Raw genomic sequence first — 24,095 nt, 5'->3', positions numbered from 1 at the left:
GCAGGGCTAGACTCACCGCGATGAATCGATCGACCGAGGCCCGGCGCATCCGACTGCTCACCGATCCGATTCGGCTGCGCATGCTCGGAGTCATCCGCGAGAGCGCCGGCGGGCGCACCCATGTGGGTCGGCTGGTCGACGAGATCGGCGCGGCACAACCCACCGTGAGCCAGCACATCGGTGCGCTCGTCTCCGAGGGCGTCATCGAGTGCTCGACTGAGGGCGGACGCGTCTGGTGCTCGATCGCGCCGTCTGCCACCCGCCGAGTCGACGATCTGCTGCGCCCCGATGTCCCCGCGCACGCACCCGACGAGGTGCTCGCGCGCGTGGCATCCGAACTCGCAGACCGGTTCGAGGGCGTGTTCGCCCCTGAAACGGTGGGCCGCTACGTTCGCGAGAGCCACGACCTGCTCGCCGCTCGCGGCGACATCGCACACGACCGGTTCACGTCCGACCACGACGCGCCGGGCCACGATGCGCCGGGCGACGGCGTGCGCGACACCGCCGCCGAGACCGCGCAGTGGGCCGCCGACCGGCTGGTCGCAGTCGCGACGGCCCGGTCCGAGCCTGCGGCCGGCGCTCCCCTCGAGGTGCTGTTCGTCTGCGTGCAGAACTCGGGTCGGTCGCAGCTCGGCGCTGCGATCCTCAAGCACCTCGCGGGTGATCGCGTGCACGTGCGCAGCGCCGGCTCCAGGCCGGTGCGCGCCCTGCGCTCGACGATCATCGATGCACTCGACGAGATCGGTGCGCCGATCGGCAACGAGTTCCCCAAGCCCCTGACCGACGAGGTCGTCCGTGCCGCCGACCTCGTCATCACCATGGGTTGCGGCGACGCGTGCCCGGTGTACCCCGGTCGCCGGTACCTCGACTGGGAGCTCGACGACCCTGCCGGCCAGTCTCTTGCCCGAGTTCGCGTCATCCGCGACGACGTCGAACAGCGCGTGCGCGCACTGCTCGACGAACTCGGCATCGTTCGCGAGCCGAGCTACGGCATGGCGTAGCTCAGCCGACGTACCCGCGGAACGGATCGGCCGCCTCGGCCCGCCGGGCCCGCTCGTCCTCGGCCGCGCGCACGTCGCGGTCGAGGTCGGCGAGCAGGTCGTGCACGCGAACCTCACGTTCGGCCTCGTAGGTCTCGTCGACCTCGATCTGCGGCCACTCGCCCCACTCGCGCGCGAGACGGGCGTCGATCGCCCCGGCCACTTCCTCCCAGGCCTCTTCGCGTGCGCGCTCGGCGAGCGCGGCGAGGTACTGGGGATCGCTGCGGCGCTTCCAGAGCTCGGTGGAGATCGCGGCGTAGACCTTCTCGCGTCGCCGCAGGTTCGGGCCGTCGGCGCGACGGTAGTCGTGCTCGTGCGAGCTGCGACCTTCACGGCGCGCGGCCGCCTCGCGCTCGTCGGCGGTGCGTTCGGCGACTTCTTCGGCCTCTTGCACGAGTTCGTAGAGCGCCTCGCGAGCCGCGGCCGACGCGCGCTCGGGCTCATACGGCTCTTCGCCGCGCAGCGCGTGCATGACGAATCGGTTGCGCAGGGACATCCGTGCCGCCGCCTCGGCGACCATCAGGCCTTCCGCGAGCATGTCGTCGAACGACGGCTGGGGTGCTTCGGGCAGTTCGCTGCGGTCGAACGCACGGAATCGGCGCTTCGGCCGCTTGCGCCAGAAGGCCATCGCGTTCGCCCTTCGACCACGGATCCACCGCCCATTCGGCGGCCGAATCGAGCTTATCGCGGGGGTCGCGTCAGCGAACCGTGCACGCTGCGGTTACGGACGCTCGTAGGTGATGTGGGTCGCGAGCTCGTTGGCCAACACGTCGACGGGCTTCAGCCTGAGGTCGTGGAGCCCGTCGAAGGGTCGCTCGCCGGCGCCGAGCGTGATCGGCGAGACGCTGAGGATGATGCGGTCGATGTGGCCGGCGGCGAGGTATTGGCGTACGGTGCTCGCGCCGCCCGCGATCGAGACCCGGCCCGTGCCGGCGGCGGCTTTCGCCTGTGCGAGCGCGTCGTCGATGCCGGTGGTGACGAAGTGGAACGTGGTGCCGCCCGCCATCTCGACCGAAGCACGCGGGTGGTGCGTGAGCACGAACACCGGCCCACGGTAGGGCGGCTCGTCGCCCCACCAGCCCTTCCACTCGTCGTCGGGCCAGTCGCCGCGGATCGGCCCGAACATGTTTCGCCCCATGATGTAGGCGCGCGCGGCGAGGATCTGGTCGACGATCGCCTGGTTGGCCTCGCGCTGCTGGAACATCCAGTCGTGCAGTCGCTCACCGCCCTCGCCGAGTGGATCCTGGAGCGACTGGTTCGGCCCGGCGACGAAGCCGTCGAGCGAGATCGAGAGATTGGCCGTGACGAGACCGTCGTTGAGCGTCATGGGCTGCACACTACGCTCGCCCTCCGACGTCGGCGAGCGATGTCGGCGGCCATGGGTACCGTTCGCAGATGGAGAGAACAACGAGCGACCGATGCCGCTGCATCGCGCTCGTCGACGGCGAGGGCCCGTGCGGGTCCGTCGTCGAGGCCGGTGCGCCATTCGACCTGTGCCTCACGCACCTCCTCGAGGCGCACGACTGGGTCGCCCGCGAATTCGGGGTGACCGACCTGCTGCCGAGCCCGTGCCTGGCGTGCGGGTCACGGCTCGGGGTTCGGTACCCGTCGGGCTGGCTCTGCGCGGTGTGCGAGTGGCGCGTCGGCGAGCTGCCCGACGGCCCGATCGCCGACGGCCGGGTCGACGTCGTCTACTACCTGCGATACGGCGATCGCATCAAGATCGGCACGTCGGCCAACCCTCGGCAGCGCGTCGCGAGCCTGCCGCACGACGAGGTGCTCGCCTTCGAGCGCGGCGGTCGGCTGCTCGAGCGACGTCGGCACGCGCAGTTCGCCGAGTATCGCATCGTCGGCACCGAGTGGTTCGAGCGGCACGAGGCACTCGTCGCCCACGTGGCCGAGCTCAGCACCGGCGTCGACGACCCGTGGGGGCAGTTCGATCGGTGGGTGAGCCGCCACGTCGCGCTGCACGGGTGATCACGGCACCAACCGCCGGTCACGCGCAGCCGCCCGTCACGGGCAGTGCAGTTGCGTGCGCTCGCCCGATCGGTCGATCTCGTGGTCGGCCATCGGCTTTCCGCACAGCGGACAGGTGGGCGCGGCATTCGGCTTCGGCTCCTCGTCGTAGGGGCCGAGCGGAGGCGGACCGATGTACGGCAGCAGCGTGGCGTTCAACCGGTCGATGAGGCCCGCGTAGCCGCGTCGCGGTTGTTCGTCGCCGTCTCGGTTCTTTCGTGCCATAATCATTAGTGTACTAAACAAATCCGGCGCAGATCGCCGGTCGAGCAAGATGGGGCTCCGATGACCGAACTCACGACGCGTTCAGAGACCGCGGGGCCCGCGACATCCGACGACCTGCTCGCCCTCGAGAACCAGGTGTGCTTCGCCCTCGCGGTCGCCGCCCGCGGTGTCATCGGCCTCTACCGGCCGATCCTCGAGCCACTCGGGCTGACGCATCCGCAGTACCTCGTCATGCTCGCGCTCTGGCAGCGCAACCCGCGCACCGTGCGCGACCTGGGCGAGGCGCTGCAGCTCGAGCCGGCGACGCTCTCGCCGCTGCTGAAACGCCTCGAGGCGCAGGGCTACGTCACCCGGCACCGCAACGCACGCGACGAGCGCGCGCTCGATGTCGCCCTCACCGACGAGGGCCGCGCGCTTCGCGAGCGCGCGCTCGACATTCCTCCGCAGGTCGTCGATCGGCTCGGCATGAGCCTCGACGAGCTCGGCGTGCTGCGCGACCACCTCACCGAGGTCATCGACGCGGTGCGCGCCGGCGCCTGATCGGGGCGGGCGTCAGGCCTCAGGATCGAACCACTCGAGCGAACCGTCGGCCGAGGCGTACTTCACGATGAGGCTGCAGTCCTTGCCGCCGAAGCCCTCGCCGATGAGCCGCTCGAACTGGTCGAGGGCGAGGTGCGCGGCGGGCAGGTGCAGCCCGGCGTGGTCGCCCGCCGCGAGCGCGAACGACAGGTCCTTCTCGGCGAGCACGGTCGAGAAGGTCGCGTCGAAGTTGCGGTTCGCAGGACTCGTCGGCACGACACCCGGCACGGGGTACCAGGTGCGCAGCGGCCACGACTCCCCCGATGACACCGACGCGACCTCGAAGAACGTCGCCGCGTCGAGCCCGAGCTGCTCGGCGAGTTGCGACCCCTCGGCGAGCCCGACGAGCGACACGAAGAGCATGAGGTTGTTCGCGAGCTTCGCGGCGATGCCCATGGTCGGGCCGCCGAGTTCGAAGACGTGCCCGGCCATCGATTCGACGAGCGGCACGGCTCGCCGTACGGCATCGGCCTCGCCGCCGAGCATGAAGGTCAGGCTTCCGGCCTCGGCGCCGGCGATGCCGCCCGAGATGGGCGAGTCCACGAAGGCGAACCCACGAGCGGCGGAGGTCTCGTGGCAGAACCTCGACGTCGCGACATCCACCGTCGATGTGTCGAGCAGCAGCGCGGTGGTGGGCGCTGTGGCCCAGATGCCCGCATCGCCGCCGTAGACCTCGCGAACGTGTTCGTTGCGCGGCAGCGACGTGAACACCGCGTCGGCGCCGTCGACGGCCTCGCCGATCGTGTCGACCACCCGCACGCCGCGTTCCACGGCGACCGCCCGCGCGGCGGGCATGGGATCGACGCCCCGCACGTCATGCCCCGCTGCGACGAGGTGCCCGGCCATCGGGGCGCCCATGTGCCCCAACCCGATCCATGCGATGTCAGTCATGACCCCTCCCGACCTCGTCGACGTAGCGCATTGCCTCAACGATACGTCGGCGCTTCCTCCGGTGGTCGGGCAGCGCCCGACGAAGGAGGACGCGTGTCGAGGCCTCGTCCACCGCCTCAGAAGCGGATGACCTGGCGGATCGCCTGCCCGTCGGCGAGGGTGTCCATCGCCTCGTTGATGTCGTCGAGCGTGACGTACGACGAGATGAGCGCCTCGACGGGCAGGCGGCCCTGCCGCCACAGCTCGGCGTAGCGCGGGATGTCGCGTGATGGCACCGCCGATCCGAGGTAGCTGCCGACGATCGTGCGCGCCTCCGCCGTGACGGTGAGCGGCGAGACGTTCGAGACGGCCGACGGCGACGGCAGGCCCACGGTCACCGTGCGCCCGCCCGGGGCGGTGAGCGCGAACGCGGTCTCGAACGCCCGGGGATGCCCGGCCGCCTCGACCACGAGCGCGGCTCGCACCCCGGCCTCGGCAGCCTCATCGGGCGTGTACACCGCGTCGGCGCCGAGCTCGCGCGCCCGATCGAGCTTCTCGGGCACCGCATCGACGCCGATGACCCGCCCGTACCCGAGCGAGACCGCCGTGATGAGCGCCGCCATGCCGACGCCGCCGAGCCCGACCACCATGATGTCGTCGCCCGGCTTCGCCGCACCCGCATTCACGACCGCGCCCCCACCGGTGAGCACGGCGCAGCCGAGCACCGCCGCCACCTCTGGCGGCACGTCGGGGCCCACGACGACCGCCGAGCGATGATCGACGACCGCGTGCGACGCGAACCCCGAGACGCCCAGGTGGTGGTGCACGCGAACGCCGTCGCGCGTCAGTCGGCTGCTGCCGTCGAAGAGCGTTCCCGCCGTGTTCGACGCCGTGCCCGGCACGCACGGCATGACGCCGCCGGTGCGGCATCCGTCGCACTCACCGCACCGCGGCAGGAACGCCATCACGACGCGGTCGCCGACGGAGAACCCCGCAGCGGATGCCGCGTCGCCGACCTCTTCGACGATGCCCGCGGCCTCGTGGCCGAGCAGCATCGGCATCGGGCGCGCCCGGTTGCCGTCGACCACCGAGAGGTCGGAGTGGCAGATGCCGGCCGCCTCGATGCGCACGAGCAGCTCGTCGGGGCCGGGGCCGTCGAGGTCGAGCTCGACGACCCCGATCGGGCGCGACTGCGCGAACGGACGCGCCCGCCCGACCTCCTCGAGCACCGCCCCGGTGATGCGCCTGGTCACGAGTCGTGCCTCAGTGGGTCGGGAAGCCGAGGTCGATCTGCGACTCGCTCGGCTCGGGCCAGCGGGTCGTCACGACCTTGCGACGGGTGTAGAAGTTGAAGCTCTCGGGACCGTACATGTGGGTGTCGCCGAAGAGCGAGTCCTTCCAGCCGCCGAACGAGAAGGCGCCCACCGGCACGGGGATCGGCACGTTCACGCCGACCATGCCCACCTCGATGTCGTACTCGAAGCTGCGGGCCGTCTTGCCGTCGCGCGTGAACACGGCCACGCCGTTCGCGTAGCGGCTCGCGTTGATCAGCTCGACGGCCTCGTCGTAGGTGTCGACGCGCACGACCGAAAGCACCGGGCCGAAGATCTCCTCGTCGTAGACGCGCATGCCGGGCTGCACCCGGTCGACCAGCGACGCACCGATGAAGAACCCGTCACCCTCGAACTCGTGCGACCGCCCGTCGACGACGACCGTGGCGCCCTCGCCCGCCGCGCCGTCGACGAACCCGGCGACACGCTCGCGCGCCTCGCGGGTGATCAGCGGACCCATCTCCGAGGCGGGGTCCGCGCCGTCGCCGATGACGAGTCGCGACATCCGCTCGCTGATCTTCTCGATGAGCGGATCGGCGACCTCGCCGACCGTGACGAGCACCGACACGGCCATGCAGCGCTCGCCGGCCGAGCCGTAGGCGGCCGACACGGCGGCGTCGGCCGCAGCGTCGAGGTCGGCGTCGGGCATGACGACCATGTGGTTCTTGGCGCCGCCGAGGGCCTGCACGCGCTTGCCCTGTTCGGCCGAACGCGTGTAGATGTACTTCGCGATGGGCGTCGAGCCCACGAACGAGACGGCCTTGATGTCGGGGTGGTCGAGGATCGCGTCGACCGTGACCTTGTCGCCGTGCACGACGTTGAGGATGCCGTCGGGCAGGCCCGCCTCGCGGAATGCGTCGGCGAGCCACACGGCGGCCGAAGGGTCGCGCTCCGACGGCTTCAGGATGACGGCGTTGCCCGCGGCGATCGCCGTCGTGACCATCCAGAGGGGCACCATCGCGGGGAAGTTGAACGGCGTGATGCATGCGACGACGCCGAGCGGCTGGCGCACCTGGTGCACGTCGACGCCCCGCGCGACCTGCTCGGAGTAGTCGCCCTTGAGGTGGTGCATGAGGCCCGCGCAGAACTCGACGTTCTCGAGCCCGCGGGCGACCTCGCCGAGGGCGTCGTCGACGGTCTTGCCGTGCTCGGCCGTGATGAGGCGAGCCAGTTCGATATTGCGCTGCTCGATGATCTCGCGCAGCTTGAACATGACGTGCGAGCGGCGGCCGAGTCCGGTGTTGCGCCAGGCGATCTGCGCAGCGTATGCCGCGACCACGGCCTCGTCGATGCGCGCGGCGTCGGCGAGCACGACCTCGGCGGTCTGCTCGCCTGTGGCCGGGTTGAACACGGGTCCGCGGCGGGCGTCGTCGTCGACGCGGGCGCCCGCGATCACGTGCGGGATGGTGGTCTTGACGGCGGTGAGGGTGTCGGTCATGTCTGTGGTTCCTTTCGAAGAATCGGCGGGTTGGGGAGGGAGCGCCAGCGACCGTCTCGAAACCGCGAGACGCGCCGTCGAGCGGGTTGAGGAGGGAGCGCCAGCGACCGTCTCGAAACCCAGGGCATGTGCGGCAGGGTTTCGAGACGTCGCTTCGCTCCTCCTCAACCCGCTGAAGCCGGCTCGTAGCCGGCGACGGCGCCGTCGGGGTGGACGAGCTTGGCGATGAGGCTGCAGTCCTTGCCGCCGAGCCCCTCGGCGATGAGCTGCTCGAACTGCTCGCGGGCGAGCTGCGCGGCGGGCAGGCTGAGCCCGGCGGCGTCGCCGGCCCCCAGCGCGAGCGCCACGTCCTTGAGCGCGAGCGTGGTCGCGAAGGTCGCGTCGAAGTTGCGATTCGCCGCCGACGACTCGACGACGTCGGGCACCGGGTACCAGGTGCGCAAGGCCCACGAGTCGGCCGACGAGACACGCGCGATGTCCCAGAAGATCTGCGGGTCGATGCCGAGACTCGACGCCAGCTGCGAGCCCTCGGCCGCGGCGACGAGCGAGATGAACAGCATCATGTTGTTGGCGAGCTTCGCTGCGATGCCCTGGGTGGCGCCGCCGACGGCGAAGACGTTGCCGGCCATCGGCTCGACGAGAACCTTCGCGGCGGCGACATCGGCCTCGGCGCCGCCGAGCATGAACGTCAGGGTGCCTGCGGCAGCGCCCGAGATGCCGCCCGAGACGGGCGCGTCGACGAAACGGAACCCCCGCTCGGCCGATGCCTCGTGGCAGTATCGCGAGGTCTCGATGTCGACGGTGGAGCTGTCGAGGAGCAGGGCCGTCGCCGGCGCGTTCGCCCACACACCACCGTCGCCGTCGTAGACGCCGCGCACGTGCTCGCCTTTCGGCAGCATCGTGAACACCGCGCCGGCACCGCCGACGGCATCGGCGACGGATGTCGCGATGCGCACGCCGTGCGCGGCGGCGGCCTCGTTCGCTCGGGCGTCGAGGTCGAATCCCACGACCTCGTGGCCGGCCTCGACCAGGTTCGCGGTCATCGGACCGCCCATGTTGCCCAAACCGATCCATGCGATCGTCGCCATCGTGTCCTCCTTGACATCGTGATGTTCGTGACGCGGCGCCCTCCCCCGACGGCGCCGCGCAGATTCACCATACGGTGACGATCAACGCACAACCAACGAGGCAAACCCCCGAATCTTGCACCACGCCTGTGCATTCATGCACGATGGTCGGATGATCTCAACGCGCGACCCGAATCCCGAATGGCTCATGACGTTCCTCGCGGTCGCCCGCCTCGGCCGCTACACCGCCGCAGCGCAGGTGCTCGGCGTGAACCACTCCACGGTCTCGCGACGCATCGCAGCGCTCGAGGCGGCGATGGGCGGGCACGTGCTCACCCGTGCCGCCGGCGGCTGGGAGACCACCGCGCTCGGCGCCCGTGCGATGGCCACGGCCGAGCGCATCGAATCCGACTTGCGCTCGCTCGTGGAGATCGACCAGCCCGGCCTGACCGGGCTCGTGCGCATCGCCGCGCCCGATGCGTTCACGGCGCTCTACGCCGCGCCGGCGCTCGCCCCGCTGCAGATCGCGAACGCGGGTCTCTCGTTCGAGTTGCTGAGCGCGACGCAGCGCGTGCGCCAGACGCGCTCGGGAGTCGACATCGAGGTGGCCGTGGGCCGGCCCGACGTGCGCAAGGCCCTCGCCACACCCGTGTTCGAGTACGCCCTCGCGCTCTACGCGAGCGAGGAGTACCTCGCCGAGCACGGCGAGCCGCGCACGCTCGCGGACATGTCGCGGCACCGGCTGAACTACTACATCGAGTCGGCCCTGCAGATCGACGAGCTCGACATCGCCGTCGATGAGCTCCCGCCGACGCTGCCGAGCATGCGCTCGACGAGCGTGTTCGCGCATCTCGCCGCGACGGTCGCGGGCGCGGGCATCGGCCTGATGCCCGACTACGTCGCCGGTCTCGCGCCCAGGCTGCGCCGCATCCTCGCCGAGGAGTACCACCACCCGATCGCGTACTGGGCGGTCACCCGTGAAGAGAGCCTGCGCAACCCGGCGGTCGCCGCGGCGTTCCGCGCGCTGGTGGAGTACGACGCCGTGCGGGCGGGTCGTACGGCAGGGGGGCGGCGACGCACCGGTGATCGGCGGCAGGACTTCGTACCTCCTTCAGGCGGAGCACGGTAACCCTCAGAGGCGGGACATCTCTCGGTCATCGGTGTCTTCGTCGTCACGCGCCGCCCGCAATGGCGAGGCGATCGCGATGATGAATGCGGCCGCGTACACGCCGACGATGATGAAGAGCGACGGCCGCTCGCCGAGCAGCGTCATGGCGGTGCCGCCTGCCAGCGCACCGACGGCGGCCATCGTGCGGTTCGCAGCTCGCATCGTGGCATTCGTGCGGCCCATCAGGGCGTCGGGTGTCACACCCTGGCGGAAGCTCATCTCATTCGCGTTCTCCAGCCCGCCTGCGAAACCGTGGAGCGCAAGTGCGGAGAACAGCAGGCTCACGGCCACGGCATCCGCTTGTGGTGCACCCCCGGCGGGCGCGAATGCGACCATGATCCAGGCGACGGGATAGATGGCCCGTCCCGCGGTGATCGTCGCGCCCGAACCGAAACGTGCGCCCAGACGTGAAGCGAAGCTGGCACCGATCAGCGTCGCGACCCCGAGCACCGCGAACAAGAGTCCGTAGACGAATGGTGAGACGCCCAGCGTGCGCAGTGCGAATACCGCCAGCACCGTGAGCGCAGCGGCATTCGCGAGAAACCAGACATGAGTGGACCAGGCGAGCGGCCCCAGAGTTCGATGACGATATGTCCATCGCAGTCCTTCGGCCACCTCGCGTCGAAGTGAACGCCGCACCGACGTCCGCTGCACGGATTCCTGGACGCGCATGCCGGCGATCAGCACCGCATCGACGACGTACGTCACCGCATCCACGGCGATCGCGAGTGGTGCGCCGATCGCACCGACCAAGAGGCCACCGAGGGCCGGACCGGCAGTCTGCGCGCCCGCCTCGGCCTGATCGAGTCGCGCGTTCGCGGCGCGCAGGGCACGCCGCTCGACGATCTGCGGCAGGAGCGACTGCGTCGCGGCGAATCCGAATACCGAGAACGCACCGAAGAGGAGGAGCAGCACGACGAGCACCCAGAGGTGCAGAATCCCGGCGACCCAGAGCACCGGTACAAGCCCGAGGCTCAGCGCCCGCCCAAGACTCGCCCACACCAGCACGCGCTGACGCTGCCAGCGGTCGACATACACGCCGGCAAGAAGCCCGAGCACGGCATAGGGGACGAACTGCGCCGCGTTGACGATTCCGACTTCGAACGCATTCGCATCGAGCACATCGACCACCAGCACCGGCAGCGCCACCGCTGTCAATGCCGTGCCGAACGCACCAACCGCGACTGCAGAGAAGTATCGAGTGAATGCGGGCTCACGGAATATGCCCTTACCCGCATCACCGGTCACTCGGCTACTTCCCCCGCGTCGTCCGATTCAAGACACCACGACCATCCTTGCATCACGTCGGCCCGCGACATGCGCGGCGGATCCGGATGCCGCGGCACGACCGGCTCCGAAGAACCGGTCGCCCGCGGCATCCGACAGTGCATTCCGCCTACGCGTCGACGCGCTCCTCCGAGGCGACCTTCGCGCGGTCGGCGTCGTCGATCGCGCGGAGCGACGTTCCGACGGTCTCGCGCAGCGCCGCCACGGCGATGAGCGTGACACCCGCGGCGATCGCGAGGTAGATCGCCACCGGCACCCAGCTGCCGTAGGTCGACAGCAGCATGGTCGCGATGATCGGGGCGAGCGAGCCCGCGACGATCGACGTGACCTGGTAGCCGAGCGAGACGCCCGAGTAGCGCATGCGCGTCGGGAACATCTCGGCCATGATCGCCGGCTGTCCGGCGTACATGAGCGCGTGGATGACGAGGCCGAGGATGAGCACGCCGACGATGAGCACGTCGTTCTGCGTGTCGAACAGCGGGAAGGCCACGAAGCCCCAGACGGCGGCGAGCGCTGCGCCGACCGCGTAGACGGGCTTGCGTCCGAGCTTGTCGCTGAACCGGCCGACGACCGGGATGACGCAGAAGTGCACGACGTGGGCGAAGAGCACGAGCGTCAGGATCGTGGAGGTGTCCATCTGCAGGTGTGCCGACATGTACGTGATCGAGAACGTGACGACCAGGTAGTACATGATGTTCTCGCCGAAGCGCAGGCCCATGGCGGTGAAGACACCGCGGGGGTAGCGCTTGAGCACCTCGATGACGCCGTAGTTCGTCTTCTTGGCGGCCTCGACCTCGGCCTGCGCCTCGAGGAAGATCGGGGCGTCGGTGACCTTGGTGCGGATGTAGTAGCCGACGGCGACGATCACGACCGAGAGCCAGAAGCCGACACGCCAACCCCAGCTGAGGAACGCCTCTTCCGAGAGGGTCCACGAGAGCGTGAGGAGCACGACGGTCGCGAGCAGGTTGCCGGCGGGCACCGCGGCCTGCGGCCAGCTGGCCCAGAACCCGCGCTGCTTGTCGGGCGAGTGCTCGGCGACGAGCAGTACGGCGCCGCCCCATTCGCCGCCGACCGCGAAGCCCTGGAAGAAGCGCAGCACGATGAGCAGGATGGGCGCGGCGTAGCCGATGGCGTCGAAGGTGGGCAGGCACCCCATGAGGAACGTCGTGACGCCGACCAGGATGATGGCGACCTGCAGCAGCTTCTTGCGGCCGTACTTGTCACCGAAGTGGCCGAAGACGATGCCGCCGAGGGGGCGCGCGACGAATCCGACGGCGTAGGTCAGGAACGCCTTGATGATGTTGTCGAGCGGGTTCTCGCTCGGCGGGAAGAAGATGACGTTGAAGACGAGGGTCGCCGCAGTGGCATAGAGGAAGAACTCGTACCACTCGACGATGGTGCCGGCCATCGAGGCGCCGACGACCTTGCGTAGGCCGCTCGGGGCTGATGAACCTTTGGATCCGCTCGATGGGACCGAAACGTCGGCTGTCATGGGAACTACCTCCTTGTAGTCTGCGCGCGAGTGAAGGGGACCGCGCTCAGGTGATTCTGCCAGTCACGGATGCACTTGCAAGGACGCATCTCGCACACCCGATGTGCAGGAATGCACATTCCTCGACGGGCGAGCGGATGCCCCGGCGTCCGGCCCGCCCCGTCAGGCCATGCCCTCGGCGGTCTGCTCGAGGTCGGACTTCGGCCGTTCCCGCTGGGTCGCGATGGCGGTGCCTGCGGCGCCGCACACCACGCCGATCGCGATGGCCTCGGTGAGCGTGAACGTCTCGCCGAGCACGAGCCACCCGAAGATCGCCGCGATCACGGGGCCGAAGCTCGTGATGATCGCGTAGAGGCGCGGGCTGATGCGCCGCAGGATGTAGGTGTCGAGGCTGTAGGGCAACGCCGACGACAGCACGCCGACGCCGGCGAGCAGTCCGACGATGCGCCAGTCGATCACGCCGGCGTCGAAGGTCGCGATCGCGAACGGCAGGAGCAACGCGAGGCTCACGATGCTCGCGACCGTGAGCCCCTCGAGGCCTGGCAACCCGATGGCAACCCGCCGGGTGAGCACGATGTACCCGGCCCATGCCGCTGCTGCCGTGAGGGCGAGCGCCACGCCCCACGGATCGATCGCCGAGGCATCCGACGCTCCGGGTGCGATGAGCAGCACGACGCCGGCGCCCGCGGCGAGCGCGCACACGACGTCGAGCGGTCGCCGCGACGTCAGGAGCGCGATCGCGAGCGGCCCGAGGAACTCGATCGTCGCGGCGATGCCGAGCCCGAGCAGGTGCACCGACTCGTAGAAGGTGAGGTTCATGACGGCGAGCACGACGCCGAGCGCGAGCGCCGGCCACAGCCGCGCCGACGTGAGCTCGGCACGCTTGGGCCGATAGAACGGCAGCACGGCCGCGACCATCACGATTTGGCGCGCAGCCACCACGACGAACGACCCGACCACCGGGATGACGAGGCCCGCGAGCGACGAGCCGAAGTTGATCGAGACCTCGGTGCCGAGCTGCGTCGCGGCGCCGGCGAAGCGACGGCGTCGGAGTGAGGCATCCGGCATCGGCGGCTGGGCGGAATCAGGGGTCACCGTACGACGATACGCCGCCACTGCAGCGACGCCGTCGCGCCCGTGCGTTTCACCCCGCGAGCTGCTCGCGGAACGCGGGCGGCCCGCCGGGCACGGCGCGAGCGGATGCCGCGGCCGCGACGAATCCGTCGCGCCGCACGAGGTACACGAGCGCGGGATCGAGCCGACCGTGCGGGTCGGGCCCGAACGCGTGACCTTCGAGGCCGACCGAAGCGGCGATCGCGTGCACCTCGGGTGCGTAGACGCCGTAGCCGTGCACCTGCCACGTCATCGAGCGCAGCACGTCGAAGTTGTCGCCCGTCCACGGCAGCCGGCGCCCGACGACGTGGTCGCGCCGAAGGTCGTGGGGCGACATCCGATAGTGGATTCGCGTCTGCGAGAGGTACCCGAAGATTCGGCCGCCGACCAGCCGCGGCACCAGTCGCACGCCGAGCGGCCCGAAGAACGGCAGCGCCCGTCCGCGCACGAAGCGGGCGAACTGCGTCTCCGCGGTGATCTCGCCGAACATGCGGTCGGTGGTTGCGACGAGGGTCTTGCCGACCGGCCGGCGCTCGGCCTCGAAGCGGTCGAGGCGGCGGTCGGGCATGCTGCCCACCAGCACGTCGGCGAGCGCGCAGGCGAGGTTGTGCGCCTCCTGCAGTCCGGTGTTCATGCCCTGCGCGCCGACGGGCGAGTGGATGTGCGCGGCGTCGCCGACGATGAAACACGGACCCTCACGGAACCGCCCCGCCAGCCGATGGTGCACCCGGTAGGTCGTGAACCACGACGTCTGCACGTACTCCACCCCGAACTCGCGCCCGATGAGCGCCCGCACGTTCGCCTCGCGCAGGTGCCCGTCGGCATCGAGGTCGTCGTCGCGCACGATGCCGAGCAGGCGCATCCGCCGCTCGCCCCTCGGGCCTGTACCCATCGGGAACGCGAGCAGGAAGTGCTCGGTCGTGAACCGAAGGTTGACCGCGTCGCCCGCCAGGCCGGTCACCTCACTGGCGTCGGCGATGTAATAGGTGTAGGCGTTCGTCACGCCCTCGAACGGGATGCCCAGCGACTCGCGCACGCGCGAGTGCGACCCGTCGGCGCCGATGCAGTAGCGGGCGCGCACGGTCACCTCACCCTTGGGACCGGCGAGCGTCGCGATGACGGATGCCCCTCCCCGGCGTTCATCGTCAGGTTCGTCGCGTTCCCGCTGATCGAGTAGCGCGGAGCGCGTATCGAGATCCGCTGGCCCGATGACCTCGAGTCGCTCGAGCGCGTGCCCCCATCTCACCTCGCGCCCGAGGTCGCCGAGGGCCTCGACGAGCAGGCGCTCGTTGCGGCTCTGCTCGAACACGGTGATCTCGGCGTACGGCGAGACGCCGCCGCCGAGCCCCGCGAACTCGACCCGGCCGAACGCGCGGCGACCTGCACCCGGCACCACCGCGGGTGCGGGTGCGCGCTCGGCGAGCACGCGGTCGACGAGGCCGAGCTGGTCGTACAACTCCATCGAGCGCGCCTGCACGCCGAGCGCGCGCGACTCGCGGGTGGGGCCCTGCTTTCCGTCGACGATCAGCACGTCGACGCCGAGCTTCGCGAGGCACACGGCGGCCATGAGCCCACTGGGGCCGGCGCCGACGACCAGCACGTCGGCGTGAAGCTCTTCGCGGGGGCCCGCCATGGCTCCACTGTGCCACCCGTGCCCGCCGGCGTCACGCGTGCGGTCGAGCGCGACGCGGACTCTCGGCGTCGACTCATGCGAACTGGATGATGACCGCGACCGCACCGGCTCGCTAGTGTGAGCACGAGCGCGGGTCGGGGCGGCTCGCGGATCGGAGTCCTCATGTGGTGGACAAGAAGGCGATCGAAGACCGAGGCTGAGAAGGCCGAGGCCGCCGACGAGGCTGCCGCGACCGAAGCCACCGCCGCGGCCGCCACTCACGTGAGCCAGCACCGCAACGCCTTCATCCTGCTCGGCCTCGCCGGTGGTGCCGTCACCGCGTTCGGCATCGCCGCGATCGGGGGGATCTTCGCCCCGGTGTTCTTCGCCCTCATACTGACGATCTGCGTGCACCCGCTGCGCATCGCGCTCGAGAAGCGCGGCGTGCCACGCGGCCTCGCCACCGGCTCGGTGATCGCGGCGGTGACGCTGCTGCTCATCGCGTTCGGCTATGCCGTGCTCGTGGCATTCACCCAGTTCGCCGAGCTGCTGCCGCAGTTCAAGGACCAGATCGTCGCATGGGGCCAGTCGGCGGCCGACTGGCTGTCGTCGATCGGCATCAACGCCGACGAGCTGCACGACATCGCCTCGAGCTTCGACCCCTCGTCGCTCATCGGGTTCCTCGGCGGGCTCGTCGGCGGCCTGACGGGCTGGGTCTCGATCCTCGTCATCGTGTTCACGATGCTGCTGCTCATGGCCATGGACGCGGGGTTCGTGCCAACCCTGCTGCAGCAGCAGTACCCGGTGCGGCCGTTGGTCGCAGTCTCGCTCGTGAGCTACGGATCGAACGTGCGCCGCTACATGGTCGTCACCACCGTGCTCGGGCTGGCGCAGGGCTTGATCAACTGGATCGCCCTGCTCATCATCGGAGTACCGGGTGCGTTCATCTGGGGTCTGCTCGCGTTCGTCTGCTCGTTCATCCCGAACATCGGCTACTTCATCGCGATCATCCCGCCGATCATCTTCGGAGGGCTGGTCGGGGGCTGGCCGATGGTGATCGCCGTCATCGTGGTCTACGGCGTCATCAACGGCATCATCCAGTCGGTGATCCAGCCGCGTGTCGTGGGCAAGGCCGTGAACCTGAGCCAGACGATCACGTTCTTCTCGGTGCTGTTCTGGGCGGTCGTCATCGGGCCCATCGGCGCGATCCTCGCGATCCCGCTGACGCTGCTCGTGCGTCTGCTGCTCGTCGATACCAACCCGGCGATGGCGTGGGTGCGCCCGATGCTCGGCGAGCTCGACGAGACCAAGGCGATCATGGCGAAGTTCGACGCCGACGCGAAGGCCGCGCGCAAGGCCCGCAGGGCGGGTCAGCCCGCCGTGAACCCCGACGCCGCCGCCGCAGACTGACGCGTCCGCGCGAGCTCAGAACTTGTCGCCGAGCGCCTTCGCCTTCAGCGCGTCGAACTCGCCCTGCGTGATCGTGCCCTGATCGAGCAGCGCCTTGGCCTTGGTGATCTCCGAGGCCGGGTTCGCGAACGACACCGAGCGGATGTACTCGGCCGAGTCCTCCTGCACCTGCTGCTGCCGCTCGACGCTGCGCTCGGTCATGCCCTTGCCGCGCGCGATGAGGTAGACGAGCGCCGTCAGGAAGGGCATGAAGACCAGGAAGACGATCCACACCGCCTTCCACCAGCCGTTGAGCTTGTGGTCGCGGAACAGGTCGGCGACGATCGCGAACAGCACGAACAGGTACGCCGTGAACGCGAAGATCCAGAAGAACCACCAGATGATGTCCCAGAAACTGTTCCAGAAGCCCATGGCCTGCCCCAATCTCACGGGAACCCGGCCCGTGCTGTGCTCGTCACAGTAGCGGTCGAGTCGCGCACGGCGCCAGACCCGGTTCGGCGCGGGGCCGTCTGGGCGGATGAACCATCACCGACCCATCTCGACTACCATCGCTGCAACGCTCTCGGAGGAACCCGGTCAGCGCAACCATGTAGAAGCGCGTTGCGATGGAGAGACGCAGGGATACGAACGAGATGAACGGATCGAGCACTGATCGTTGGTCCGAGGTCGCCGATGCCTGGGCGGCGACGTGGGGAGGGGCTGCGGACGCGGCCCGAACCGCGCTCATCGATGCCGTCGTGCTCCGACCGGGCGAGCGCGTGCTCGACATCGGATGCGGAAGCGGCGAGTTTCTTCGCCTCCTGACCGATGTCGGCGCAACAGTGGCCGGGATCGACCCTGCCGCGGGCATGCTCGATGCCGCGAGGCGTACCGCGGCGAGTGCGGACATCCGGCGCGGGGACTTCGCACAGATACCTTGGCCGGCCGGCACCTTCGATGCCGTCGTGGCCGTGAACTCCCTCCAATTCGCCGACGACATGACCCACGCGCTCCGCGAAGCGGTTCGCGTGCTCCGCCCCGGCGGGCGGATCGGCATCGCGAACTGGGCAGAGGCGCGCTACAACGACATTGAAACGCTTGAAGACGCGGTGGCGCGCTTCGACGGCGCCGACGTCAGCCAAGACGACGACTACCGATGCGAGGGAGGTCTCGAGCGCCTGTTCGAGACAGCAGGAATCACCGTCACCGTCGCAGGGCTGGTGCCCGTGACGTGGGATGTTGCCGACCGTGAAACGCTCATCGAGGGTGTGCTGCTCGGCGAACCGCCCTCGCGGAAATCTGCGCTCCGCGATGTGGTCGTGACCGCAGCGCGCCCATTCGCCGTGGACGGCGGATACTCGCTCCGGAACGCCTTCCGCTTCGCCGTCGGGAGCCCCGGCTGAGGGGTCGCGCCCCTCAGTATCCGGGGCCGCCGAAGTCGCGCATCGGCGCTCCAATCGGTTCGATTGGGGCCATTGTGCGCCCCGCAGCTCTCGGCCGACGAGGCCACTTCGCCATGTCGTGTTCATTTACAGCGACGGGGCACTCTTGTCACACTTGTCGGTGTACAGGCACGAGGGGGAGCCATGGTGCAGCACACGATCCGGATAGCGGCGTACAACGTGGAGAACCTGTTCTCCCGTCCACGTGCGATGAATCAGCCCGTAGGGGTCGCGGCAGCGGTTCTGCGTGCGCATGCGCGAGTGAATGAGCTGTTCGATCAGGAGGTGTACACACCCGAGGTGAAGGCGGAGATCCTCGTCCTGCTCAAGGAGCTCAAGCTGCTCCGAGACGACGGCGATGTGACGCGGACCTCGACGTTCGCCATCCTGCGGCGCATTCGCGGTCGGCTGCTGCGGCGGCCGCAGAACGACCCCGACGGGTCGCAGGTGACCGTGGTCGCGAGTGGGCGAGGCGCCTGGACGGGCTGGGTCGACCTGATCAAAGACCGCATCGAAGAGAAGGCGATCGCCAACACCGCCCGTGTGATCCGCGAGGTCGCGGCGGACATCGTCGGCGTCGTCGAGGCCGAGGACCGTCTCACCCTGGCACGGTTCACCGACTCCCTGCTTCTGAACCCGGTCGACGCGGAACCGCTGTACCCGCATGTCATGGTGATCGACGGAAACGATCCCCGGGGCATCGACGTCGGCGTCATCGCCACGAAGGCGTACCCGTTGAGCATGATGCGGTCTCACATCGATGACGGCCCCTTCGGCGATCGGGTGTTCAGTCGCGATTGCCCCGAGTACTGGTTCACCTTCCCAGCGGGGTCCGCTCTGGCCGGGCAGCAGCTGGTCGTGCTCGTCAATCACTTCAAGAGCAAGTTCGGCGGGAACAACCCCGCAAGCATCGCCAGGCGGAAACGACAGGCGAAACGGGTCGCGGACATCTACGACGAGCTCCGCGCCGCCGGCGTCGAGCATGTCGTGGTTCTCGGGGACCTCAACGACACACCCGACAGCGAAGCACTGCAACCGCTGCTCGCGGACACCGACCTGAAGGACCTCGCGTTGGTGCAGCCGTTCGACGACGGCGACCCCGACGAGGATCGCCCGGGCACGTTCGGCAATGGCACCAAGTCGAACAAGATCGACTACCTGCTGCTCTCACCCGGTCTGTTCACCCGCGCGACCAACGCGGGCATCTTCCGCATGGGCGTCTGGGGCGGCATCAACGGCACCCTGTTCCCCCACTTCGACACCATCGAGGCCGACCACGAGGCCGCGTCCGATCATGCCGCGATCTATGTCGACATCAACCTCGACGAGTAGCGCGGTCGGGGACCGCGTGCGAGTTCGACGCGTACGCAGGTCGCGTAACTGAGTCTGACCGAGTCAGCGCGCCACGCGGTAGCTGAGGTAGACGACTCCCGAGTTGAAGGTGCGGGTCTCGGCGAGTTCGAGATCCACGCGGCGCTCGTGCTGGGGAAAGAAGGGAATGCCACCGCCCACCAGCACCGGGTAGACGATGACCCGGTATTCGTCGATCAGGCCCGACGCGGCCGCCTCGGCGGCGAGCGTCGCGCCGCCGATCGCGATGTCGCCCTCCCCCGGCTCGGCGCGTAACCGCTCGATCTCCTCCGCCAGGCCGCCGGAGGCCAGGCGGGCATTGCCCTGGACCGTGGACAGCGTGGTGGAGAACACCACCTTCGGGAGCGGGTTCCAGAGTGCGGCCCACTCGCGCTCTGCATCATCGAGCGATGGATCCTGTTCGGCGGTCTCCCAGTAGAGCATCGTCTCGTACAGCCGTCGTCCCAACAGGTGAACGCCGACGTCTCGAATCTCGTCGATCCAGAAGCGGAAGACGTCCTTGTCGGGCTCCGTCCAGTCGAAGCCGCCGTCGGGCCCGACGATGTATCCGTCGAGCGAAACGCCCATCGAATAGGTCACGCTGCGCATCAGAGGTCCTCCCCGGTCACGGGTCCGACAGTACCGCCCAAGCCAGCACGCTTCACCCGCTCGCTACAAGACCTGACCCGCTCGATGGTGCGGGGATGCCGCCGGAACTGATACCTCGTCGCGGCGACATGCTCTCCGACATCCTGAGGGCGGCTCCCATGCCGTGAGAGAAGCGGCCCCTCGCGCGATTCACCCACGGACCTCGATCTGCACCGGGAACTCGTTCTCGACGCTGCCGTCCTTCGCGCTCAGGCTGTAGGCCACCACGTCGTAGAGGCCGGGCGAAAGGTCGGCCGGCAGCGTCAACCTCGAGCTGAAGTTCGACTCCACGCAGCACTCATCCGCCGTCACCTGAAGCGTGGCGACGGTCGTCCCCGACGCGTCGCGCACATCGACCGTGAGCGCGGCTTCGAAGAGGTTCGCCGTGCCCGTCACCAGGATGAGGCTCCCGACCTCGTACACCTGGCCGCAGGCGGGGCTCGTCAGGATGATCGGCGGTCGATCGGGTGAAATCGTGATCGGGAACTCGACCAGGCCGACGACCGAGCCGTCCTTCGCGCTGCGCGCATACGCACGCAACCTGACTGGCAGCGCGTCCTCCTCCGGCCCGAATGCCAGCGTGCCCTCCCAGGTGCCGGGCGTGCCCGAGCCTGACGTCGCGGTGAGGTGGCGAACGCACGCAACCATGCCCGACTCGTCGACGGCGTCGACGGTGAGCGCGGCCTCGAAGGTATTCGCCTCACCGCTCACGGTGAACGGGACTGAGACCGTCGCGTCGGCGACCGGGCTCCCGATGGTGATCTGCGGAGCCTCCGACGGGATCGAATCCGGGGATGTCGCCGGCGGCGAGGCAGGCGACGGACTCGGGCCTGGCCCGGACGCCGGACCCGATGCGCAGGCAGTGACCGCCAACACGACGGCGACCACAGCGAGCGTGTGCAGAGAACGGATCACCATGATGGATCACCCCTTCCGTGTGCGCTTCGTACTCCCGGACGCGCGATGTCGATGCCGCCGCTTCGGTCCACGGCACCGCTCACTACAGGAATGTCGCCGAACCCCCAGAAGGTCACACGCGTTGCAGGACTCCTCGCCCGTCGCCTGAGCCGGGCTCACTCAGAGCAGGATCTGATCGGATGTCTCGAGCTCGCGCCATCCCGCGGCGGCGATGGTCGCCGGCAGGCGATCGGCGGCGACGAGTTCAGGCATGAGCAGCCCCGTGATCACCGCGATGTCGCCGATGGGTACCTGGAAGGTACGGAACGGGCCGACCGCGGGCGCCTCGCCGGGAGTCGACTCGCGCAGTTCGCTCGTGTCGACCAGCGGCGCCTGGTCGAGGATGAACCCCACTGCGGCGAGCTCTGCGTCGTCGGTGGTGCCGGCGTTCCATGCCGCGATCTTCCAGAACCGCAGCGGCACCTGGATACCGCGGTAGGGCGGGTCGGCCTCGCCGAGCACCGGGGCGGTGAACACGCTGAGCCGCTGCCCGTGTGCGGCGGCGTGCTCGAGGACGTGATCTTCGAGGCCGAGCCAGAGCTCCTTCGACTGGTTGAAGCCCGCGGCCTGGGGCGCGGCATTCGTGTAGTGGAACGTGTCGGCGTTCGCCTTCGCCGCGACCGCGGGGGCGCCCCACACCGGGTCGCGACGGCGCACGAGGTGCCCGCGGTCGAGGTCGTTGCGGGCGTACACCTCGGGTCCGGCCTGCCAGTCGGCGGGGATGCGCTCGTCGAACCGCCACTCGTTGCCGCCGCGGTCGAGGTCGACGAGCGCCGCCCCGTCGATGTTGACGCCGGTGGCACGCGCGAAGCGGCGGGTCGTGTCGAGCACCACCGCGAAATGCCGGTAGTCGAGTTCGACGGTGGCCTCGCGAACGACGCCGGTCGAGACATCCGTCGCCTCGAATCGCGGCATCGCCGCTCGAACCCCCAGGAACCGCGCATCGAAGCCCATGCGACCACTCGACCACGACCCGCCCACATCGCGCGAGCGCGAACGCGAGGCGAACGCGAGGCGAACGCGACCATTGCGGCCCACGCCGTGCCGTGCCATTCTGCCGACCACGGGGCACGCACCCGGCTTCGCGGCATTCCGCGATCGGTGGAGGGGGAAGCCGATGACGACGCAACACCTGCCCGACCACGACCCGGCGATCGACAATCCGGCTCCGCCCCGCCGCCACGACGACAACGACGACGACGACGAGTAGCCTCGGCGCCGATGGAACTGCTCGTCATCGCGGTACTCGCGCTGCTGGCGATCACCGGCGCGGCCGCGATCGGCCCGAAGCTCGGCGTGGCGTCGCCGCTGCTGCTCGTGCTCGTGGGCATCGGCGTGAGCCTGCTCCCCGAGGTGCCCCCGTTCGAGGTCGACCCCGAGTGGATCATCGCCGGTGTGCTGCCGCCGCTGCTGTACTCGGCCGCGGTGTCGATGCCGACGATGGAGTTCCGCCGCGACTTCACCGCCATCAGCGGCCTCTCGGTCGTGCTCGTCGTGATCACCTCGGTGCTGCTCGGGGTGCTCTTCACCTGGCTCATCCCCGACCTCGGGCTCGCGATGGGCATCGCGCTCGGTGCGATCCTCAGCCCCACCGACGCCGTCGCGACGTCGATCGTCAAACGTCTCGGAGTGTCACCGAGGGTCTCGGCGATGCTCGACGGCGAGAGTCTGCTGAACGACGCGACCGCGCTTGTGCTGCTGCGCACGGCGATCGCGGGCGCAGCGGCATCCGTCACGCTCTGGGGCGTCGTCGGCACGTTCGTCTATTCGGTGGCGGTCGCGATCGTGATCGGCGCGATCGTCGGATGGCTCAACCTGCGCCTGCGCGCACGCGTGTCGAACCCGACCGTGAACACCGTGATCTCGTTCACGATGCCCTTCATCGCGTCGATCCCGGCTGAGCAGCTCGGCGCCTCGGGTCTCGTCGCCGCGGTCGTCGCCGGCCTCATCACGGGGCGGGGGGCGGCGCGGTTCCTGTCACCGCAGCATCGGCTCTCGGACGTGCAGAGTTGGCGCACCGTCGAGCTCGTGCTCGAGGGCGCGGTGTTCCTCGTCATGGGGCTCGAGCTGGCCGCCATCGTCGACGAGGTCGAGCGTGCGCACGAGGGCGTGTGGGCCGCGATCCGCATCGCGGCGATCGCGTTCGTCGCCGTCATCCTGATCCGCGCGGCCTACGTGGCGCCGCTGCTCGCGGCGCTCGGTCGGCGCGCGCGGCGAGGCGGCGAGTTCAAGCAGATGCTGGCCGACCGAGCCGGGCGTCTCCCGCCGGGCGCGACGGCTGGTTCGCCCACCGGCTCGCGCGCGCCCTCGACCGCGCAGTCCGAACGGTTCCGCACCATGATGCGCCGCCGGGTCGCCGACATCGACTACTACCTCGACGAGACGCTCGGCTGGCGCGAGGGAACGATCGTGGTCTGGGCGGGCATGCGCGGCGTCGTCACCCTCGCCGCCGCCCAGACCCTTCCCGCAGACACGCCGAGTCGCGCGATGCTCGTGCTCATCGCGTTCGTCGTGGCCGTCGGATCGCTGCTCGTGCAGGGCGGCACACTGCCGTGGCTCGTGCGGTGGCTGCTGCCGGTGCGCGACCCCGGTGACACGTACGCCGAGCGGCACGAGCTGAAGCGGGTCATGCGCGCCGCCGCGTTCGACGAGCTCGACGCCGACGACTCGCTCGACCCGCGACTGCGCACGACGGCCGAGCGCATGCGGGCGGCCTGGCTCACGTCGGCCGACGAGGGCGCCGACGAGGAGCCGACGCCGGCCACCGCTGCGAAGACCGGTGCGGATGCCGCAGGCCGCGGCCACGGGACATCCGATCGCCTGATCGACGCCGAGCAGGTGCGGCTGCTGCGACTGCGCATGATCCGCGCCGAGCGCGAGGCCCTGCTCGACGCACGCGACGAGGGACTCTTCAGCGCGGCCGCGCTCGGTGCCGCCCTCGAGGAGCTCGACGCCGAGCAGATCAGCATCGAACTGAAAGGGCCGGGAGCGGAATAGGGCACCGCTCCCCCTATCGCTCGGGACCCGGCGTCCGACAGTATTGGCGCGGCGCACACCGCCGCCACCCGATC

General features: G+C 69.6%; 23 protein-coding genes. 8 read left to right on the top strand and 15 right to left on the bottom strand.

The window, feature by feature from the left end; translation table 11 throughout:
* Nucleotides 1–20 precede the first annotated feature (20 nt).
* Complete coding sequence (locus LSF15_RS07035) at nucleotides 21–1,001, top strand: arsenate reductase/protein-tyrosine-phosphatase family protein (protein WP_232497812.1); 981 nt, start codon at nucleotides 21–23, stop codon at nucleotides 999–1,001.
* Nucleotide 1,002: 1 nt separating this feature from the next.
* On the opposite strand, the gene LSF15_RS07030 is transcribed toward LSF15_RS07035, so the two are convergent.
* Both LSF15_RS07030 and LSF15_RS07025 read right to left on the bottom strand, forming a co-directional pair.
* Nucleotides 1,003–1,668 (bottom strand): hypothetical protein, encoded by a 666-nt coding sequence (locus LSF15_RS07030; RefSeq protein ID WP_232497811.1) that lies wholly within the window; start codon nucleotides 1,666–1,668, stop codon nucleotides 1,003–1,005.
* Nucleotides 1,669–1,761: 93 nt separating this feature from the next.
* On the bottom strand, nucleotides 1,762–2,367 hold the full coding sequence (locus LSF15_RS07025) for a dihydrofolate reductase family protein (RefSeq protein WP_232497810.1): 606 nt from the start codon (nucleotides 2,365–2,367) through the stop codon (nucleotides 1,762–1,764).
* 68 nt (nucleotides 2,368–2,435) lie between these two features.
* Here LSF15_RS07025 and LSF15_RS07020 point away from each other — a divergent pair, with 68 nt between their 5' ends.
* A complete protein-coding gene (locus LSF15_RS07020) occupies nucleotides 2,436–3,017 on the top strand; it encodes a GIY-YIG nuclease family protein (protein WP_232497809.1) in 582 nt (193 codons plus the stop codon).
* Nucleotides 3,018–3,053: 36 nt separating this feature from the next.
* Here LSF15_RS07020 and LSF15_RS07015 read toward each other — a convergent pair whose 3' ends face one another.
* Complete coding sequence (locus tag LSF15_RS07015) at nucleotides 3,054–3,281, bottom strand: hypothetical protein (protein WP_232497808.1); 228 nt, start codon at nucleotides 3,279–3,281, stop codon at nucleotides 3,054–3,056.
* Between the two features lie 60 nt (nucleotides 3,282–3,341).
* Between LSF15_RS07015 and LSF15_RS07010 the strand changes: the two genes are divergently transcribed.
* On the top strand, nucleotides 3,342–3,821 hold the full coding sequence (locus tag LSF15_RS07010; RefSeq protein ID WP_232497807.1) for a MarR family winged helix-turn-helix transcriptional regulator: 480 nt from the start codon (nucleotides 3,342–3,344) through the stop codon (nucleotides 3,819–3,821).
* A gap of 12 nt (nucleotides 3,822–3,833) precedes the next feature.
* On the opposite strand, the gene LSF15_RS07005 is transcribed toward LSF15_RS07010, so the two are convergent.
* From LSF15_RS07005 to LSF15_RS06990, 4 genes are all read right to left on the bottom strand, one after another.
* A complete protein-coding gene (locus LSF15_RS07005) occupies nucleotides 3,834–4,751 on the bottom strand; it encodes an NAD(P)-dependent oxidoreductase (RefSeq protein ID WP_232497806.1) in 918 nt (305 codons plus the stop codon).
* A gap of 116 nt (nucleotides 4,752–4,867) precedes the next feature.
* On the bottom strand, nucleotides 4,868–5,983 hold the full coding sequence (locus LSF15_RS07000) for an alcohol dehydrogenase catalytic domain-containing protein (protein ID WP_232497805.1): 1,116 nt from the start codon (nucleotides 5,981–5,983) through the stop codon (nucleotides 4,868–4,870).
* A 10-nt stretch (nucleotides 5,984–5,993) separates the two neighbouring features.
* Entirely contained in the window at nucleotides 5,994–7,499 is a 1,506-nt protein-coding gene (locus LSF15_RS06995) for a CoA-acylating methylmalonate-semialdehyde dehydrogenase (RefSeq protein ID WP_232497804.1), read from the bottom strand.
* A 164-nt stretch (nucleotides 7,500–7,663) separates the two neighbouring features.
* On the bottom strand, nucleotides 7,664–8,587 hold the full coding sequence (locus tag LSF15_RS06990) for an NAD(P)-dependent oxidoreductase (RefSeq protein WP_232497803.1): 924 nt from the start codon (nucleotides 8,585–8,587) through the stop codon (nucleotides 7,664–7,666).
* A gap of 151 nt (nucleotides 8,588–8,738) precedes the next feature.
* Here LSF15_RS06990 and LSF15_RS06985 point away from each other — a divergent pair, with 151 nt between their 5' ends.
* Complete coding sequence (locus tag LSF15_RS06985; RefSeq protein WP_232497802.1) at nucleotides 8,739–9,695, top strand: LysR family transcriptional regulator; 957 nt, start codon at nucleotides 8,739–8,741, stop codon at nucleotides 9,693–9,695.
* A 3-nt stretch (nucleotides 9,696–9,698) separates the two neighbouring features.
* On the opposite strand, the gene LSF15_RS06980 is transcribed toward LSF15_RS06985, so the two are convergent.
* The 4 genes from LSF15_RS06980 to LSF15_RS06965 form a co-directional block, all read right to left on the bottom strand.
* Nucleotides 9,699–10,982: an MFS transporter gene (locus LSF15_RS06980; protein WP_232497801.1), complete on the bottom strand. Its 1,284-nt coding sequence runs from the start codon at nucleotides 10,980–10,982 to the stop codon at nucleotides 9,699–9,701.
* 148 nt (nucleotides 10,983–11,130) lie between these two features.
* Nucleotides 11,131–12,513, bottom strand: a complete 1,383-nt coding sequence (locus LSF15_RS06975) for an MFS transporter (RefSeq protein WP_232497800.1) — start codon at nucleotides 12,511–12,513, stop codon at nucleotides 11,131–11,133.
* Between the two features lie 162 nt (nucleotides 12,514–12,675).
* Complete coding sequence (locus LSF15_RS06970; protein WP_232497799.1) at nucleotides 12,676–13,608, bottom strand: EamA family transporter; 933 nt, start codon at nucleotides 13,606–13,608, stop codon at nucleotides 12,676–12,678.
* Between the two features lie 49 nt (nucleotides 13,609–13,657).
* On the bottom strand, nucleotides 13,658–15,259 hold the full coding sequence (locus tag LSF15_RS06965) for an FAD-dependent monooxygenase (protein WP_232497798.1): 1,602 nt from the start codon (nucleotides 15,257–15,259) through the stop codon (nucleotides 13,658–13,660).
* Between the two features lie 162 nt (nucleotides 15,260–15,421).
* Between LSF15_RS06965 and LSF15_RS06960 the strand changes: the two genes are divergently transcribed.
* Entirely contained in the window at nucleotides 15,422–16,648 is a 1,227-nt protein-coding gene (locus tag LSF15_RS06960) for an AI-2E family transporter (RefSeq protein WP_232497797.1), read from the top strand.
* Between the two features lie 15 nt (nucleotides 16,649–16,663).
* Here the strand turns inward: LSF15_RS06960 and LSF15_RS06955 are convergent, their stop codons facing one another.
* Nucleotides 16,664–17,059 (bottom strand): SHOCT domain-containing protein, encoded by a 396-nt coding sequence (locus LSF15_RS06955; protein WP_232497796.1) that lies wholly within the window; start codon nucleotides 17,057–17,059, stop codon nucleotides 16,664–16,666.
* 221 nt (nucleotides 17,060–17,280) lie between these two features.
* Here LSF15_RS06955 and LSF15_RS06950 point away from each other — a divergent pair, with 221 nt between their 5' ends.
* Both LSF15_RS06950 and LSF15_RS06945 read left to right on the top strand, forming a co-directional pair.
* A complete protein-coding gene (locus tag LSF15_RS06950) occupies nucleotides 17,281–18,030 on the top strand; it encodes a class I SAM-dependent methyltransferase (RefSeq protein WP_232497795.1) in 750 nt (249 codons plus the stop codon).
* Nucleotides 18,031–18,330: 300 nt separating this feature from the next.
* Nucleotides 18,331–19,401, top strand: a complete 1,071-nt coding sequence (locus LSF15_RS06945) for an endonuclease/exonuclease/phosphatase family protein (protein ID WP_232497794.1) — start codon at nucleotides 18,331–18,333, stop codon at nucleotides 19,399–19,401.
* Nucleotides 19,402–19,464: 63 nt separating this feature from the next.
* On the opposite strand, the gene LSF15_RS06940 is transcribed toward LSF15_RS06945, so the two are convergent.
* From LSF15_RS06940 to LSF15_RS06930, 3 genes are all read right to left on the bottom strand, one after another.
* The gene (locus LSF15_RS06940) at nucleotides 19,465–20,028 is read right to left on the bottom strand and encodes a dihydrofolate reductase family protein (RefSeq protein ID WP_232497793.1); all 564 of its coding nucleotides are present in this window, start codon (nucleotides 20,026–20,028) and stop codon (nucleotides 19,465–19,467) included.
* Nucleotides 20,029–20,217: 189 nt separating this feature from the next.
* On the bottom strand, nucleotides 20,218–20,985 hold the full coding sequence (locus LSF15_RS06935) for a Gmad2 immunoglobulin-like domain-containing protein (protein ID WP_232497792.1): 768 nt from the start codon (nucleotides 20,983–20,985) through the stop codon (nucleotides 20,218–20,220).
* A gap of 159 nt (nucleotides 20,986–21,144) precedes the next feature.
* A complete protein-coding gene (locus LSF15_RS06930; RefSeq protein WP_232497791.1) occupies nucleotides 21,145–21,978 on the bottom strand; it encodes a DNA/RNA non-specific endonuclease in 834 nt (277 codons plus the stop codon).
* 267 nt (nucleotides 21,979–22,245) lie between these two features.
* Here LSF15_RS06930 and LSF15_RS06925 point away from each other — a divergent pair, with 267 nt between their 5' ends.
* Nucleotides 22,246–24,021, top strand: coding sequence for a cation:proton antiporter (locus LSF15_RS06925; RefSeq protein WP_232497790.1), 1,776 nt, complete (start codon nucleotides 22,246–22,248; stop codon nucleotides 24,019–24,021).
* The last annotated feature ends 74 nt before the right edge of the window (nucleotides 24,022–24,095 follow it).

It is taken from the genome of Agromyces humatus (assembly GCF_021228295.1).
GTDB lineage: Bacteria > Actinomycetota > Actinomycetes > Actinomycetales > Microbacteriaceae > Agromyces > Agromyces humatus.
This window is presented reverse-complemented; position numbering and strand designations above follow the sequence as displayed.

What these genes read in the sequence shown, in the direction of transcription:
- LSF15_RS06995 (WP_232497804.1), bottom strand. Translation starts at nt 7,499, where the DNA reads ATGACCGACACCCTCACCGCCGTCAAGACCACCATCCCGCACGTGATC.
- LSF15_RS07005 (WP_232497806.1), bottom strand. Translation starts at nt 4,751, where the DNA reads ATGACTGACATCGCATGGATCGGGTTGGGGCACATGGGCGCCCCGATG.
- LSF15_RS07030 (WP_232497811.1), bottom strand. Translation starts at nt 1,668, where the DNA reads ATGGCCTTCTGGCGCAAGCGGCCGAAGCGCCGATTCCGTGCGTTCGAC.
- LSF15_RS06950 (WP_232497795.1), top strand. Translation starts at nt 17,281, where the DNA reads ATGAACGGATCGAGCACTGATCGTTGGTCCGAGGTCGCCGATGCCTGG.
- LSF15_RS07010 (WP_232497807.1), top strand. Translation starts at nt 3,342, where the DNA reads ATGACCGAACTCACGACGCGTTCAGAGACCGCGGGGCCCGCGACATCC.
- LSF15_RS06985 (WP_232497802.1), top strand. Translation starts at nt 8,739, where the DNA reads ATGATCTCAACGCGCGACCCGAATCCCGAATGGCTCATGACGTTCCTC.
- LSF15_RS07025 (WP_232497810.1), bottom strand. Translation starts at nt 2,367, where the DNA reads ATGACGCTCAACGACGGTCTCGTCACGGCCAATCTCTCGATCTCGCTC.
- LSF15_RS07035 (WP_232497812.1), top strand. Translation starts at nt 21, where the DNA reads ATGAATCGATCGACCGAGGCCCGGCGCATCCGACTGCTCACCGATCCG.
- LSF15_RS06965 (WP_232497798.1), bottom strand. Translation starts at nt 15,259, where the DNA reads ATGGCGGGCCCCCGCGAAGAGCTTCACGCCGACGTGCTGGTCGTCGGC.
- LSF15_RS06940 (WP_232497793.1), bottom strand. Translation starts at nt 20,028, where the DNA reads ATGCGCAGCGTGACCTATTCGATGGGCGTTTCGCTCGACGGATACATC.
- LSF15_RS06925 (WP_232497790.1), top strand. Translation starts at nt 22,246, where the DNA reads ATGGAACTGCTCGTCATCGCGGTACTCGCGCTGCTGGCGATCACCGGC.
- LSF15_RS07015 (WP_232497808.1), bottom strand. Translation starts at nt 3,281, where the DNA reads ATGGCACGAAAGAACCGAGACGGCGACGAACAACCGCGACGCGGCTAC.
- LSF15_RS06960 (WP_232497797.1), top strand. Translation starts at nt 15,422, where the DNA reads ATGTGGTGGACAAGAAGGCGATCGAAGACCGAGGCTGAGAAGGCCGAG.
- LSF15_RS06935 (WP_232497792.1), bottom strand. Translation starts at nt 20,985, where the DNA reads ATGGTGATCCGTTCTCTGCACACGCTCGCTGTGGTCGCCGTCGTGTTG.
- LSF15_RS06990 (WP_232497803.1), bottom strand. Translation starts at nt 8,587, where the DNA reads ATGGCGACGATCGCATGGATCGGTTTGGGCAACATGGGCGGTCCGATG.
- LSF15_RS06930 (WP_232497791.1), bottom strand. Translation starts at nt 21,978, where the DNA reads ATGGGCTTCGATGCGCGGTTCCTGGGGGTTCGAGCGGCGATGCCGCGA.
- LSF15_RS07020 (WP_232497809.1), top strand. Translation starts at nt 2,436, where the DNA reads ATGGAGAGAACAACGAGCGACCGATGCCGCTGCATCGCGCTCGTCGAC.
- LSF15_RS06975 (WP_232497800.1), bottom strand. Translation starts at nt 12,513, where the DNA reads ATGACAGCCGACGTTTCGGTCCCATCGAGCGGATCCAAAGGTTCATCA.
- LSF15_RS06955 (WP_232497796.1), bottom strand. Translation starts at nt 17,059, where the DNA reads ATGGGCTTCTGGAACAGTTTCTGGGACATCATCTGGTGGTTCTTCTGG.